This is a genomic window from Vallitalea pronyensis (assembly GCF_018141445.1).
GTDB classification, from domain to species: Bacteria; Bacillota; Clostridia; order Lachnospirales; family Vallitaleaceae; genus Vallitalea; species Vallitalea pronyensis.
In genome coordinates this window covers 527,302-543,916 of sequence record NZ_CP058649.1, presented here as the reverse complement: position 1 = coordinate 543,916, position 16,615 = coordinate 527,302, and the positions used below count along the sequence as shown (strand labels likewise).

Here is a 16,615-nt window from a genome sequence, read left to right as displayed (position 1 = left end):
TGGCCGCTACATCCTTAATGTAAGTTCTTTATAGATGGAATACATAAAACCTTGGATCTGCTGAATGACACTAAAGAATAAAAGTGCCACAAATATAATCACAGCCATGGCAATTAAAGTCAGTATTACCGTAACCATTTCCCGCTTTACAGTAAATTCATGAATCACCATGGTCCCTGTAAATAATAGAAACAGCATGATGCCATAAGCAAATGTCCTAAAAAAGTAATAAAAAGCGGCTTCACTGGGGGTAATAAAATTACTGTAGACCATGTTCAGGATGGTCACGATGAGATATGGAAATGCAGCATAACCAACAACCATGACGATTTCTTTAAATTTTCCTTTTCCATCCACTAACGTTGTAATGGACCAATTACCGATACAAAATAACAGCAATGGCATGATGGTATAGATAATCTGCATGATACTGTTCATAAAAAAGGGGTTATAATGATTCACCATAAAACCTGTGTAGAGAAGCCCGAATATATTCACCAGTGCCATGAGGCCAATGAAGGTTAAAGCAACTGTTAAACGTCCCTTTTTTTCAAATTTCATGTCATAAAAACCTTCAATGGGATGGGTCACAATGTACCATGGAAACTGAATAAAATCTTTTAGCATTGTCTACTTCCCCTCCTTTTAAATAGCCGCCATAACAACCCTAGCAAAATCCCAAGGATAACCAGGGTCATAACAGGTCCAAACCATCTTCTAAGCACTTCTTTTCGGTACTTCTGATAGGCCATCCCATAATACTCTTTTTGACTGCCCTGTTTAAAATAGTAACAGGCTTCCTTATATTGCTTATTGCGGTATAGGGCTTTCCCTATGCCCACATAAGCTAAATCATAATTCGTATCTAAGGCATTCACTTTTTCCCAATAGGAAGCCGCTTCTTCATAATTGCCAACATATTGGTGACGTGTGGCTGCATTGACATGTAAACCAAAGGCTGTAGGCTCAAAGACGGTTATGGTATTGGACGTACCATCCATAACAAGGATATCCTGCCCATGATAAGCCAGTGCTACAGGCCGTGTGAATGTACCCATCTGATTGCCTAAGCCCCCAAATATGTATAATAAATTCCCATCATCATCATAGGTGAAGATACGGCCTCGTGTTGCATCTAATCCACTATAACGACCAGAATCATCCACAACCACGTCAACAAAAGATGTCATTTTCTCCGTACCTACATGGATATCACCCACAACCCCTACATAACCTTCTCGCCTCAGCACGTCTTCCCCTTTAGGATTAATCCGTTTAATGGGGTCTTTAGTTATTGTTTTTAATTCTTCTTTATTAGGTAAGGAAATGGTATAGAGAAAACCCGTCGGGTCAATATCGATATTTCTAAATTCTGTGGGTATGTATAAGGCCATCTGTTCCTTCTGTTTCTGGGTACCGATTACTTTCCAGAAATAATCCACAGGATTAACGGATACTTTATTCACCCCTGTAAATCGGTTGAATGCTCCTCCTGAATCAAGTTCAATAATACCCTCATAGATACCTTTTGCAATGACGTAGATACGGTCTGCTTTATCCACTGCCAATTTTGTCGGCACAAAGGGTAAGTCTTCTAAAAAAGAGGACGGCGGTTTCCTTATCTCATGTATAACATCAAAGTTTTCGTCAAAGATGAGGATACGCTCATTGCCTGAATCCGCAACATAGATTTTATCCTTTTGTGATATAAAAATGCCCTGAGGTTTATTAAAGGAATCGCCCCCATCCTTACCAAAGGTCTTAATCTCCTTCACCATTTGCCACTGATGGTCACAGATGATAACCCGATTGGAACCTGCATCCACCAGATAAATCTTTCCATCTAAAACGGCTACATCACTCAGTTCTACAAATGGCTCCACACCTATATCTGCACCTCTTAGTATGCGAGAGGGTGTATACGCCGCTGTGGACGGCATGGCCCTTCCCCAGAAAGAATAAATGTAGGTATCATAAGTTGTTGCATAGGCCTCCATGGTTGTTATGAACAACAAGAACATCATGCTAAACGCCAACATTGCTTTTTTTGCCCTGCTCACTGCTTTCACCTCTTTCTCTATTCTTTCATACCTGAAGTACTCATGGTTTCAATGACTCGACTCTGAGATAACACAAATAAAATCATGGGAATCATGATCATGATTAAGGCCGCCGCAGCTACCACGCCGGAACGTGCAACGCCCCCTTTACCCCCAAGGACAATCTGACCAAATATATAACTCAAAGGTTTTAACTGCTCACTATATAAAAACTGATCCCCTGTACTGCCCCACAACTGTTGAAAAACTAAGATAATCAGTGTCAACCAAGCAGGTTTAACAAGGGGCATAATCAACTGCCAATAAATACGGTACTCACTTGCGCCATCAATTTTCCCCGATTCAATAAGGGAGTCGGGTATCTGCTCCATAAATTGCTTCATTAAATACAGCCCAAGAGGGTATGCGAAAGCTGGCAATATAAGGGCAGCATACTGATCAACTAAACCTATTTTAGACATAACGATATAATTGGGTATGCCTGTTACCCGATTAGAAAACATCAAAGACAGTACAATCATACTAAACAGTAGCTTATGCCCAGGCATTTTATGTTTAGCCAGTGGATACGCTGCCATGGATGCTAAAAGAACATGGCCAATAGTGCCGCCCACTGTAATGATGAGGGTGTTAAACATGTATCTGGAAAAAGGCACCCACGAGCTTCTCATGATTTGTCCTAAATCCGCAAAGTTATCCCATGTGGGGTTCTGAACCCATAACTTAGGCGGAAAAATAAATATTTCACTTAAGGGTTTAAAAGCATTACATACTGTAAAAACAAGGGGCCATATACTAAATAACCCAAAGAGTATTAAGATAAAGGTTAGAAAAATGGTGCCTGCCTTGGAACGATTTAATCGTTTCTTTTTTCTTGATCGAAGTACCACTATGTGCCCACCCTTCTTAATATTTTTTGTACGAGAAGATTCGTTAACAGCATGGCAAAAAACAGAACGGTAGCTATGGCGGAAGCATACCCCATTTCAAACCGAATGGTGCCATAATCAATGAGATGAGTAACAACCGTATGTCCTGCGTATTGAACACTTGGAAATCCTGCCAGTTGAATGGATACATCCGCTATGGCTAATGACGTTGTAATCTGTATAACGGCACCAAATAACAGCTGAGGCCGCATGCTTGGCAAAGTAATGAACCATAACTCCTGCCATCGATTACGTACCCCGTCAATTGCGGCAGCTTCATATAAGTTCCGGTCCACGTTCTGAAGTCCTGCTATAAAGGCTAAGAAACTTACCCCTAAGCTGAGCCATAACTGAACGAGAATAATAATGGGTAGTACCCAATTGGTACTTTGCAGCCATTGAATGGGCTCATGGAGAACACCGATGCGCATGAAGAAGGCATTGGCATAGCCATACATGTCTCCTGAGAATACCAGCATCCAGATAAGGTAGGCATTACCTGATATAGAGGGTGCATAGAAGACCAAGGTCATGACTGCTCTCACTTTCGGGGATAACTCATTAATCAGCCAAGCAAATAAGAAGGCTAATAAATAGCTGACAGGGCCTGTTATGGTGGCTAAAAGAAATGTATTTTTTACAGCAATCAAGAACACATCATCTTCTAAAAATAACCGGATATAGTTATACCACCCAATAAAACGTGGCGATTCCAAAATATTAAAATAGGTAAAGCTTAGCACCATGGACATGACAACAGGTACCACTGTAAACATAAAGAATAAAATCATGTAAGGTGCCATCAACACATAACTTTGCTTATGCTTTTTGATTATTGCTAATTTATCCTTGAATTTTTTATGGATAGGAAGGTTTTTTTTCATCCTGTTAATCACCTTTCTCCAAATTCTTTTCGCTTAATCACCATTTCGGTGTTAATCATATCCACATATTCGTATAAACTATCTCTTGGATTCGTTCCTTCATCAATGACTTTTTTAAGGGCATTATCCACATAGCGACCTGTGAGATACCCACCAGGTACTTCTGGTATACCTTTTACCCATTTCCATTGCTCATTAAGAGCTTTCAGGTCTTTTGCCGGCCAAGGTAATTCTTGTAAAGCCTCTACATTAGCCGTAGGATACCTTGCGGCTGCTCCTAAGATGCCTTCCATTTCTCTACCAAAACGGACTTGTGTATCTTTCTCTGTCCACCACTTCATAAAGGCCCATGATGCTTCTTTGTATTTGGAATGCTCTAATAAAATGGTGCCTAAACCACTACCGCCTATGCTTCTGTCTATCTGCCCATTAGGCTTTATGGTACCCGGTATCGGTGCAAAATCCCAATCGCCTCTAATATCTGGTGCGAACACCACCAAACTATTGTAATAGGAATAATCCACGATACCGATGGGTATTTCCCCTGTACGGAATCGGTTATAGAAGTTGGCTTGGAGAGGCAGTTTATAACTGGTATAGAAATCTGACCATTGTTTAAAGGCTTCCATGGCTATTTTTGAATCCAAAGCACTCTTTCTAGCATCCCCTGTATAGAGGTTGCCTCCATGTTGATAGAGTAATGCAGAAAATATGCTGTTAACAGGCAATACCATCATTTGCCGCTGTACCCGATCCATATCGGATTCTAATTGGAGGGCAATCTCCAAGTTATTCTTTTGTAATGCAGGAATCAGGTTGATGAGATCGTCCCAGGTCTGTGGAATGTCAATGTCTAATTCCTCTAAAATGCTTTTGCGATAGAATAACATAGGAAACCATTGCTGATCCGGCAAGGCATAGACGCCGTCTTTATAGGTATAGGGTACAAGACTGCTTGCCAGGAATCGCTCCTTCACCTCATCAAAATCATCAAACTTGGAAATATCATACACCGCTCGACGCATGGCATAATTGACAGGAATATCATTGGTTAATAACATGGCTACATCTGGTCCTCTACCACCTAAGGTAGCCGGTAAGAGTACCGTTTGGCCTACCAACTGCAAATCCACTTGAATACCCGTTACAGGTGTAAACATTTCATCAATCATAAGCCGTAATATATTGGCTTGGTCTCTTCCGCCACTCATCCATACCTTAATCTTCTCCTTGGACTGTAATTCTTTCGTTAAACCGAGCGCAGTATAGTCCTCTGAAAAAGAAGCAAAAAAGCCCATCACCAGATGTTTGGCCTTTTCCCAAAAAGTGGCTTTGGTACGAGGCATCTCTTGTTCTGGGGAAGAAAGCATTAAGTAATCAATTTCAAGGGGCTGTTCCTTGGCACTAACCACCCAAGCCCCAAGACCTGTTATGTTATTTTTAAACACATCCAATCGTGAAGGAATACTGTCAACATGCTCACTAAAATCCTTGGTTTGATAGTGAAGTTTACTGAGTATGACCGTTTGATCACTTTTTTCTCCCGTTACCCGTTCCAGTTCAGATGTGATGGTATGCAGGGCTTCCGATTGTGTTTTGAGGGTTTCTACCAGCTCAGGAATCTGTTTATCTAATTGATAATCTCTAAATTTATCCGGCACATTCCCTGTAATCATGATAATTTTGCGATATAGCTCATTCAGCTCTTCAAGGGAATGTTCTGCCTTCTGAAAGATAAGCCCCAGATCACCTAATCCAATGTCTAATGTCATGTCATGCGTACCCTTGGTTAGGTAGAATAAATAAGGCTCTTCTTCATTTCCAAAATGATAGATGTCCCAATCTTTTTTATAATAAAACTTAAATTGTTCGGCTTCTTTAAAAGGCTTTTTGCCATCAATCATTAAACGTCTTGTAGCATAAATACCTCTTAGAAAGTTTTGACGACAACGCATAGACAGCTTATAGAGTCCGTCTTTAGGCACTTCTACTTTCCAAGTCATCCAATCCCCTGGAATACGCCAGTTATAGCCGCCTATTGTATTCATTCTTATCTTTGTATGATGATAAGGGCTGGTCAGTGGACTGGTGCGATCGTTTAGGGGGTACAGTGTTGGGGAAGATTTCTCCACAGCAGATTCCCCTTCTATGACCATATGCACATCTTCTACCGGCTTATAGCCCATTTCCTTATAATCAGCTGCTACTTCGTCATAGCTTTTAAACTGCTCTAATGGTTCAAATACCATATAATCAATTACCATAGGTTCTCGGATTGATTCTAATGTCATGTGATGCTGACCTTTCGTGAGATAAAACACATAAGGTTCTGAATAATAGCCTTGTGTATCTTGCACATAAGTATCACGCCAACGGGGTTTTTCTATCTGAAGGGGTCTTAGATCATTATTGTTAATGTCTTTTACAATGGTATCAGATTTATTGCCCCATACTCGGCTAAAGATGATGTTACCGGCTTCTTTAAATGGGATTTTACCATCAATACGTAATTGTCGTTCAATGGATGCACTTTTTCCTTCAATGGGATAATAGTGAACCCTTAGGGCATATAGGCCATCTTCTGGCACAACAAATGCCCAGTGGCCATTACTGGTTGCATCCATTAAAATGGCTTTTCCTGTAAGACCTCTATATTGATGCAATACGGTATGTCCCCTTGAAAGTTCATCTTCACCCTGAATGGTTATGGATGCAGAGGCATGGGGCTTCTCTTGATGTGCTTTTAAATAGTCGCCATACGTCACGTTCTCCGCCGCATGACTTGTTGTGCCTATACCCATTAGAAATAGTAACGCTAAAAACCCTATTAATGTTTTACCCACCCATAACGACCTCCTTATATTATTAAAATGGACCATTTGTTTTAAGAAAACAGGGCTGTCTTATCAAAAGCATAGCCATGATAAAACGCGAACCAACGATTATGCTTCTGAGACAGCCCTTTTCATCTGTATTACTGTTCACCAGTTGCTTGTTTGACAACGGATTCTACTTCACTTGCAATACTCTCTAACGTTGATCTGACGGATAAACCTTCTTCTGCAATACCTCTTATTGATTTTCCATAAAAGCTATAGGCACTTGTATCTGCCGTTCTAAACATGGTGATCCGTTCAATATAAGCCCGTTCCCTTGCCCAATTCATGGCTTCAATGGATTCTTCTTCTGGGAATATGGATTCATTGTTTAGAGCGAATTCTTCTTTTGCTTCATCTAATGTTGGATAATGGTCTAGCCACATTAAATCGTGCCAGATTCTCAATACCATTTCAGGGTCTTTCGAACCTTTTAAGATAACCTTAGCGCCGCTGTCAAATACCGCTGTATGGTAATTGCTAAAATCAGATTTTACGTTAGGTCCATAGGGGAAAGGTACATAGCCCCATTCATCTTCTAGGTCATTGTTATAGCCATATGCCGCTTCCCAGATGTGACCATGGGTGAATACGGATTGACCTTGTTTAAAAGCATCTCTTGGTCCACTCCAGTAAGATTTCTCCCCTTCAGCATCTGTTGGAACAGGCATAACCAGTCCTTCTTGATAGAATTTCTGTAAGTATTCAATGGCTTCGATGGACTCAGGACGTGTAAAGGCCACTTCATTTGTATCTGGATCGAGAATGGAGCCACCATTAGCACCCACAATGAATAAGCCAAAATATGCAGGGTCCATGCTGATGGGATGGATATCTTCTGGCAGTACTTGCTTTAATTCACGTGCGTATTCCATAAAGGTATCAAATGTCCACTCACCACGTTTATGAACCGCTGTGGGATTTTCAAGACCTGCTTCTTCCACTAATCGTTTATTAAAAAATAGACCTTGGTCCCCACCCATAAATGCTGTATCAAAACCAAAATGTTTTCCTTTAAAGGCACCTACCTGCAACGAAAAATCCGGTAGCTGAATATCATCTAAATAAGCGTCAATAGGCTCTAAGAAATCACCTGCGGCTAATTGACTCACATAGTAGGAGCTGATTCTTGCAATATCCGCAATGGGCTCACCGGCAAGAACGGAGGTCATAATTTCTTCTGCTCTTTCTTCTTCTGGCTTTTGATAGGCCACATATTCAATCTTCACATTATATTTTTCTTCCACTTGCTTATGTATTTTTTGTCTGTTTTCAGTATCCTCATTTTGTGGCGCTTCCTCATGGAAAGGGTTATCTTCATTTAGGTTTTGTGTGACAAAACGGATAACACGACCACCTAAATCATAGGTTTCTTCAACGACTTCGGGTTCTTTTTCTTCTTCTTGCTGGTCATCCTTTTCTTCCTGTTTATCATCCTGTTGCTCTACCTGCTGATGATCACCCTCATTATCCTTGGCAGGTGTATCTGTCTTCTCTGCCTTACTGCATGCGCTCAATACAGCTACCATGGCTAGTATTAAGCATAGACACATCATTTTTTTAACGCATTTCATGTAAAACCCTCCCTTTGTTTTTCATAGATTGACAATTACCCTCTTCTTTTTACACATTATCACCATATTACCAATATGTAAAATAGTGATAATTCATTAGTACGTTATTGATTTTACCATATTTTTCATGAATGGTCAATATGGATTTCCCCGTTTTTTACCAGTACAAGCTATTTTTAACAGCCTTTTTTGTGATATTTGTTTAAATAAAATAATGTTTAAATGACTTAACATGTAATGCATTTATGTATTTTTCACCATATTACACATAATATTATTATTTTACATGATTTTATCTTTATAATTTTTGACAATGTGATGGGTAAGCTTGATAATATGTTGGGTAAAACACGCTAATAAAATCTATTTTTGCACATAAAAAAGCCATATAGGGTTACAAGCACTTTTGGCCACTACCGTTATCATGTTATAACATGGTAACCATCTGACAAGTGTCTATCACCCTATATGGCTTTCTGTTTCAATTAGCAAATACTTGACTTTCTAATCTTCACTTTTGTATGCATCCGAATCACTTCGTAGGGATAGTTTGGATTCTTAATGCGCCAGATTAACTCATCCATGGTACGTCGACCCAAATCCCGTTTACAGATATTTACTGTGGTCAAAGAAGGTTCTATAATTTTGGCTTCATCTATGTTATCAAAACCAACAATGGCAACATCTTCCGGTACCCTTATGCCTTTCCTTTTAATATCTCTGATGACATTAATGGCAACACGATCATTGGCGCAAACCAACGCCCTAGGCAACTTAACCATCTTCTGCATCTCTTCTTCAACAGCTTCTCGATGTTGATAGTGAAAAGCTTCATTGTGAATAATACAGTAATCGCTGTTCACAGGCACATTGGCCTCCTGCATGGCTCTAAGAAAGCCTTCCCAACGTTCTCGAAAACTCTTAGAATAGGTAATATCACCAATAAACCCGATATCTGTAATGCCTTGCTCCAGAAGATGCTCTGTTAACATCCTTGTACTTTCTTCATTGTTCACCATGATGATATCCGCCCCTATTTGACCGTAATATTTCTCTGCAAAGGTGTCAATGAGAACCGTCGGTATGTCGCCACCAATAACCTTCTTTACATAATCCTTTTTTAAGGACCCCATTAAAACAATGCCATCAATGGCCCCGTTGCTGACGCAATTAGGTAATATTAAATGCTCCTCATCCTCTTCGCTAATACTACCTAAGATCACGTTGTACCCCTGTTCTCTTGCTACTTCCTCGATCCCGTTTAATATGTGGGACCAATAGGAACCTTCTACTTGAAGACCATAGCTCAGAAAGGCAATATTTTTATTGATATCCTTCTTGGCTTCTTCTTCTCTTTGTTTCTGTATATGTAATTCTTTCTTCTGTAATATCCCAATCTTTTTATATCCCAATTCTACCGCCGTGCTGTATATTAATTGTTTGGTCTCTTCAGCAACATCCGCGTGGTCGTTCAAAGCTTTTGACACAGTATTCCTAGATACTTGCAACTTATCGGCTATGGTCTGTAAGGTTACCTTACTTTTTTTAGAACGTTCCATGGTTTTCCTCCTAAGTTTTTCTCTCTACCATGGTATCACTTTATGAGCATTTCGTAAAGTGCAATATGTAATTTTACATATACGTATATGTACTTTTCATCATCCAAAACCCAACCCTTTATTAAAGGACCAATTATTTTTATTTATTAACAAAAATATAAAAATCCCAAGGGCCAAGTTGAAGGGTCTTACCTTCTTCAAGTACTATTTCTTCTTCATTAAAATAGTTGGTATAAGAGCCGCTTACATCCATCTTTTTTAGAGAGAACGTGTTTTCTTTGCTGGTAAAGTTGCCGATAAATATCACTTTATTCTTGCCCTTTACCCTAGCGTAAGCAAGAACAGGTTTTTCTGTTGTTTCAATAAAGGTTATATTTCCCCCTGCCGAACCATTCCATAAGGCTTCATTATCCTTCTTAAGGGTGACCAGCTGCTTATAAAATTCTTGTTCTGTAAGGTCAGACCAATCAATGTTATCTTTTTCAAAAAATTGCAGTCGCTTATTGAGTGAAGCCTCTTGTCCTGAGTAAATAAGCGGCATACCTGGAGCGGTAAAAATAAGTGCATTCATCAGGTCTTTAGCATCGCCTAGCCTTTCTTTTGTTGTGCCATTCCATGAATTTTCATCATGATTTGTAATAAAATTCATGGGAAATGAGCCTTTTGGATAAGCCGATACCCCTCTTCTTATATCTGAACGAATACGGCTTACGGTGCTGCCTTCTTTAGCCGTTTTATTGATAGAGCCTAACAAATGCCAGTTATAATTAGCATCAAAGGCATTATCCATTAGTGAATAATCAGCTCCATCTTCCGCTAACATAAATACAGGCTTTATTTTATGTAAAGCTGTGGATACATCTTCCCAGAAGTCCACAGGTACACTACCAGCTACATCACATCGATACCCATCAATATCTAACTCTTTCACCCAGAAAACCATGGCGTCTTTCATGGCCTTTCTCATCTCTTTATTCTTATAATTAAGATCCGCTACATCGGACCAATCGGTTCCAGGGGGCTTAATAATCCTTCCATTGGATTGGGTATACCATTCTGGATGTTCGCTAATCCACTTATTATCCCAACCCGTATGATTGGCCACCCAATCAAGTATTACTTTGAACCCCATATCATGACATGCTTTTACTAAGTCCTTAAAATCTTCCATGGTCCCAAACTCCGGGTTAACAGCCTTATAATCTGTAACAGCATAATAAGATCCCAATGTCCCTTTTCTTTTTGTTTCAGAGATAGGATGAATAGGCATAAACCATAAAATCTTTACACCTAATTCTTGTAATCTTGGCAAATGCTCCTGAAAGGCTTCAAAGGTTCCTTCTTCTGTATATTGCCTTAGATTCACTTCATAAATCGTCGCATCGTCTATCCATTTGACTTTCTTGTTATGGCTACAAGCTGTCAATAAGAGGTTCATACTTAATAAGATAAGAAAACTTTTAAATATGTTACTTGCTTTTATTGGCATCTTTTCACTCCTAACCTCGATTCTCTTACATAACCTTTATCCATATGGGTTCATTGATAAGCTGGATGACTTGATTTTCCACGGCTATATCTTCCATGGTGTAATAATTAACATAAGATCCATCTTCTATAACAGGTAAGGGCATATGGCTTTCCTCTTGACTTACAAGTTTTAATTGACCTGTTTTCAGTCCAACATTAAAGATACCAATGGCCCACTCATTCTGTTCAACATAGGTGACGACAATAATATCTTTTTTCGTCATTGTGTGAATCTTATAATGTCCATACGCAAATATGGATTCTTTTTTGAAGGTGGCTAATCGACTAAGGAATTGACTAAACTCATGGTCAAGACCTTGCCAATTAATCAGCTCCCGATCAAATAACGACTGGGATAGATCTTCTTTTGCTTCTTGACCCCCATATAAAAGTGTTGTACCCTTCTCAAAAAACATAAAAGCAGTCCACATCTTCAATTGTTGATCATCCTTTATAAGAGAAGCAATTCGTGGCTGATCATGATTTTCTAAGAATCTTAACTTCACATAATTATCTGGGTAAATATACTCCTGCATACGCTTTTTTTCTAGAAGTGATTCTAAATCAATGTCTCCTGAGAGATATTTTAAAAATTCACCATGTGTATCATAATCATAACAGATATCAAACGCTTCATAGGTTTCACTATCCGACGCAATGGGGAATCCTTGACTTCTTACATGTTCTATAAAATGAGGATGGACCGTTTCCGCAAGTAAGATACTCTCTGGATTAACCTGCTTAATTCTTTTTCTTGCTTCCACCCAAAATGCCATGGGCACTAAAGGGGCAACATCACATCGAAAGCCGTCAACACCTAACTCCGTCCAATATTCAAGTGCCTTTATTTGTTCTTCCCACAGGCTTTTATGTTGATAATCAAGGTCTATAATGTCCGACCAGTCCGCTATTTTATTGCCTAATTCACCATCTGCTTTTCGGTAATAATATTCTGGGTATTGGTCCAAATAAACACTATCATGAGCCGTATGGTTATAGACCACATCCATCATGATTAACATATCCAGATCATGAATCTTTTCAATCAGCCTTATGAAATCTTCTAAGCTGCCATATTCGTCATTCACTTTTCTATAATCTGAGATGGAATACGGGCAGCCAAGAGGTCCTTTTTTATTTTTCTTGCCGATAGGATGTATGGGCATAAGCCATACAACGTCAACACCAAGCCCTTTTATTCTCTCCAAATCATGCATTACATCATCAAAATTACCATGAGGGCCATGGCTTCTTACATATACTTCGTAAATAACCTTGTTCCTAAGTGTTTTTTGTGTATCGATTGCCATAACTATCACTTTCCCTTCCTTCATTTAACCTTTATTCGCACCTGCTGAAAGTCCTTCTACTAGATATTTTTGTAAGAATAAGTATAAAATTGCAACAGGACCTGCTACAAGAACAGAGCCAGCGGCAAACATGGTGAAATTGTTATTGGCCTGGCCATTAATGAGCTCATACAAACCCACGGCAAGCGTTTTCTTATCGCTGGATGTAATTAAGAAGCTGGGGAGAATAAAGTCAAACCAAGGCACCATAAATTGTGTCACAGCTACAAATGTCAAGATGGGGAACATCACAGGCAGAATAATTTTAATATAGGTTTGAAGTTTATTGGCACCATCAATATAAGCAGCTTCGTCTAGAGATAGAGGTACGTTTTTAAGATATCCCTTAACCAGCCAAGTATTATAAGGGATTTGTCCTGCACCATATATAATCACCAATGCTAATGGCTGGTTTAATAACCCAAAATTCAAAAATAATACGTATATAGCAATAAGCCCCATAAAAGAAGGAAACATCTGCAATATAAGAATGGATAAGAGTCCAAACCTTTTACCTGCAAATTTTAACCTTGCAAACACATAACCCATGGTACCTGTGAGTATCACCGATGCAATCATATTAAGCACGGCTATCATTAACGTGTTCATGTACCACTTTTTATAGTCTGTTTCTTCAAATAACCGAACAAAATTATGTAATGTTGGATGCCTTGGTATGGCTGTTGATGAAGCCAATGAAGAGCCTTCGTTAAAAGCAGACCCGACAATCCAAATCACAGGATACAAGATGGCTACTGCTACCAACAATAATAACATGTATATGCCTGTATATAATATTATTTCTTTTATCCGTTCCATATGACCCATTGTCTTCCATTTATATATTCCCATCCTTATTCCTCCTTAAATGCATCGGTTCTCATAAAGTTCCAAGTCGAAATACCACCTATGATTAAAAAGATGAGGATGGACATTATGGATGCCATGTTGTACATCTGGAAGTCTTTCGTCATTTTATAAATCCACGTAATAAGAATATCCGTGTGGCCAGCATATTCATAAGCAACATTTCTTGGACTGCCATTGGTTAAAAAGAATACCGCACCAAAGTTATTAAAGTTGGCAGCAAAAGACATAATCAGTAAAGGCATGACTTGAGACAAGAGTATGGGGAAGGTGACCTTCCAGAACATCTGTTGACGATTAGCACCATCCACTTTTGCTGCATCGTAAATGGTTTTATCAAAACTGGTTAATATGCCTGTCATTAACATCATAAAGTAAGGCACACCCAGCCAAAAATTAATGGCGATTAGGGTAACCTTTGCTAACATGGGATCATTCAACCATGGTATATTAAGCCCTAGCATTTGATTAAGAGGCCCATAAGTCTGGTTAAAGAAGTTCTTAAAAACTAATAAGGATACCATACCGGGTATTGCCCAAGGTAAAATAAAGATGGTTCGCCAGATTTTCTTACACACAATGCGATGATTATTGACCAAGACCGCTAGAAAAAGACCTCCAAAAAAAGTAGTAAAAGTGGCCAAGGTAGCCCAAATAATGGTCCACGATGCAACCCCAACAAAGGTTGTTCGCCAACCTGGAAGATTCACTATTTTCCCAAAATTAGCGAATCCCACCCAATCGATTAAATCAGCTGGTGGACTATGATAAGCATCATAATTGGTAAACGCTATGAAAAAAGCAAAGAAAATAGGCATAATCGCTACAAATAGTAAGAGTATGAGTGACGGGGTACTTACCACATAAGCAAAGCTTGACTCACCGATTTCTTTAAAATACGCTTTTGAAGATTGTCGCTGACCTGTCAAGTTATACATCAATGCGGTGTTATTAGCGTCTTTCACATTATAGATCCAAATAAACACCAAAAAGCTCAGTAACAAAATAGCTATGAGTCCTTCAATCATAAGTACTGGCGAATTATCTCTAAAACGACCACCTGTTGTTTCTCCAAGGGTTATAAAACCCCAAATCCCCCTCATAAAAAATCCATATCCCCATGCTCTAGGCTGACCTTGCAGGCTGCCTTGCACCAAGCTGCTGGTTAGAATCTCAACCATGATATACGTCAGTTGAATGCTGAGAAAGAGAAAGCCTTTTCCCTTTTGTCTGTTTCTAAACTGACCAAGCCCCATGACAAAAACGGATAACCAACCGGCTCTACTCATTTCATACCCTATGATTTTTTGCCGTCGTGTAGCATTCTTTTTATAATATAAAAGTTCCATGATCTGACCTCCTTTTATGATAAAACACGTCATAGATGAACTGGTATTGAAGTCCTATCCCCAATACCAGCTCTACGATGGATTCCCTTATTTTACTCTTTAATTTGTTTGCCTGAATCTTGTAAAATACGTTCATAATCGTCTTGTGCTTTTTTTTGTGCTTCTTCAATGGACATGGCTTCATCAAAAATATTGGTCCATATATCCCTGAGAGGGTCCCACATATAATTACCTTCTTGAATGACAGGCATAGGATGGGAATAAGCCGCTTGTGATAAGAAGCCTTGAGAAATAGCATCTGCATTAAGCCCAGGTATATGATCAGAATTTTTTACAGCTGGGATTCTACCTAGAATTTCATAAGATGCTTTCATGACTTCTTCACTTGCAAGAAACCGAAGGAGGTTCATGGATGCATTGGGATAATCCGTATAGATATTGAGACCTGTTACTCTTACGCCTGAAAAGGTGATGGGGTTTTGATCGTTACTAAATTTAGGAAGGATTTTAACACCGTAGATATCCGATATATCCGTGTCTTTTGTTATACCAAAACGGCCTTCTTCTTCCCATGTTTTCCAATTTGATTTAATATCTGACATGACCCAAGGTCCTGTAATGGTGATGGCCACCTGACCTTTTTGAAAACGAGAAGGCCCTTGATCCCATACCATGTCTTGAATGGTTGCAAGTCCTGGGAACAGCTTGGATTCTTCTTTGTTGCCATACCAATCCCCTGTAACGGCTTTAATGGAAGACGCAACTTCCTTGGATATCATATCAAATCGTGCTGGGTCATTATTATCCTCACCAAAAATCCGATACCCATCCCGTGTTAACAAGGGGTAATTGTGGTAAGAGTCGTATAACTGCCATGCTAATATGGTGTGCTTATCTTCAGACCCTGCTTCACCTTCTACTTCAGCCGTATAAAAGCGGTCTTCTAAGTAAGGAATCAGTACGCCTGTTCCCTTATAGGTATTGCCCCAATCAGCTACCCCAGCAAACAGCTCTTCTAAGTAAATCTCTTCCTTTTCAATTTGCTCAAGCAGATTAGCTGCATCTGTACTAAGGACCGTTGGTAGTGCTGGCAAGGCTGCTAATACTTGTTTGTTATAGGCTAAAGCGATATTTTCAACGGAATCGGGTACAGCGTACATATGCCCTTCATACATGGTTACTTTGTAAGACGATTCTTGCATGATCGCCATGAATTGCTCTTGGTCTCTTTCTGGTAATTGAAAGAGTATACCTGCTTCTCTTGCATCAACCACTGCATTATGAGGCATATAGAAAACATCCGCACCAAGACCTGCTGGTCCGTCTAATTTCAGCTTGGTTACATTTTCATTGATATCTGTTTTTTCATACGTTAGCTCAACCTCTGGGTATATTTCATGCCAAAGCTCAACAAGTTTATCGCCATAATCCTCATTATCAATCCATATGGAAAGTGTTGCTTTTTCTTCATTGACATAATGCCCTTTTTCTTCATCCCACTTTAAATCTTCTGTGAATTTAGCTGTCACAGCAGTCTTTTTACAGCCTGTTATGGATACAGTCATCATGAACACGATGATAATGATTAAGATTTTTTTCATCTTATTCCTCCTACAATTTAGAAATAGTTTCATGCTA

At 39.2% G+C, this 16,615-nt stretch carries 12 protein-coding genes; all 12 read right to left on the bottom strand.

Annotation, left to right across the window (positions count from 1 at the left end):
* Positions 1 to 6 precede the first annotated feature (6 nt).
* The 12 genes from HZI73_RS02285 to HZI73_RS02230 all read right to left on the bottom strand — a co-directional run bounded on the left by HZI73_RS02285 (position 7) and on the right by HZI73_RS02230 (position 16,578).
* Entirely contained in the window at positions 7 to 627 is a 621-nt protein-coding gene (locus tag HZI73_RS02285; RefSeq protein ID WP_212696645.1) for a Yip1 family protein, read from the bottom strand.
* Positions 621 to 2,060, bottom strand: coding sequence for a 6-bladed beta-propeller (locus HZI73_RS02280; protein WP_212696644.1), 1,440 nt, complete (start codon positions 2,058 to 2,060; stop codon positions 621 to 623). The genes HZI73_RS02285 and HZI73_RS02280 overlap by 7 nt, the downstream gene beginning before the upstream one ends.
* Before the next feature lie 17 nt (positions 2,061 to 2,077).
* Entirely contained in the window at positions 2,078 to 2,950 is an 873-nt protein-coding gene (locus tag HZI73_RS02275) for a carbohydrate ABC transporter permease (RefSeq protein WP_246552329.1), read from the bottom strand.
* Positions 2,950 to 3,873, bottom strand: a complete 924-nt coding sequence (locus tag HZI73_RS02270) for a carbohydrate ABC transporter permease (protein WP_212696643.1) — start codon at positions 3,871 to 3,873, stop codon at positions 2,950 to 2,952. Before HZI73_RS02270 ends, HZI73_RS02275 begins: the two co-directional genes overlap by 1 nt.
* An 8-nt stretch (positions 3,874 to 3,881) precedes the next feature.
* Positions 3,882 to 6,716: an extracellular solute-binding protein gene (locus HZI73_RS02265; RefSeq protein ID WP_212696642.1), complete on the bottom strand. Its 2,835-nt coding sequence runs from the start codon at positions 6,714 to 6,716 to the stop codon at positions 3,882 to 3,884.
* A 131-nt stretch (positions 6,717 to 6,847) separates the two neighbouring features.
* Positions 6,848 to 8,323: an ABC transporter substrate-binding protein gene (locus tag HZI73_RS02260; protein WP_212696641.1), complete on the bottom strand. Its 1,476-nt coding sequence runs from the start codon at positions 8,321 to 8,323 to the stop codon at positions 6,848 to 6,850.
* A 485-nt stretch (positions 8,324 to 8,808) separates the two neighbouring features.
* Positions 8,809 to 9,882 carry a LacI family DNA-binding transcriptional regulator gene (locus HZI73_RS02255; RefSeq protein WP_212696640.1) on the bottom strand — a complete coding sequence of 358 codons (1,074 nt, stop codon included), beginning with the start codon at positions 9,880 to 9,882 and terminating at the stop codon, positions 8,809 to 8,811.
* Positions 9,883 to 10,021: 139 nt separating this feature from the next.
* Positions 10,022 to 11,371, bottom strand: a complete 1,350-nt coding sequence (locus tag HZI73_RS02250; protein ID WP_212696639.1) for an alpha-amylase family glycosyl hydrolase — start codon at positions 11,369 to 11,371, stop codon at positions 10,022 to 10,024.
* Between the two features lie 25 nt (positions 11,372 to 11,396).
* Positions 11,397 to 12,722 carry an alpha-amylase family glycosyl hydrolase gene (locus HZI73_RS02245; protein WP_246552511.1) on the bottom strand — a complete coding sequence of 442 codons (1,326 nt, stop codon included), beginning with the start codon at positions 12,720 to 12,722 and terminating at the stop codon, positions 11,397 to 11,399.
* A gap of 24 nt (positions 12,723 to 12,746) precedes the next feature.
* The gene (locus HZI73_RS02240) at positions 12,747 to 13,613 is read right to left on the bottom strand and encodes a sugar ABC transporter permease (protein WP_246552327.1); all 867 of its coding nucleotides are present in this window, start codon (positions 13,611 to 13,613) and stop codon (positions 12,747 to 12,749) included.
* 2 nt (positions 13,614 to 13,615) lie between these two features.
* Positions 13,616 to 14,977, bottom strand: a complete 1,362-nt coding sequence (locus tag HZI73_RS02235; RefSeq protein ID WP_212696637.1) for an ABC transporter permease subunit — start codon at positions 14,975 to 14,977, stop codon at positions 13,616 to 13,618.
* A gap of 92 nt (positions 14,978 to 15,069) precedes the next feature.
* Entirely contained in the window at positions 15,070 to 16,578 is a 1,509-nt protein-coding gene (locus HZI73_RS02230) for a sugar ABC transporter substrate-binding protein (protein ID WP_212696636.1), read from the bottom strand.
* Between the last annotated feature and the right edge of the window lie 37 nt (positions 16,579 to 16,615).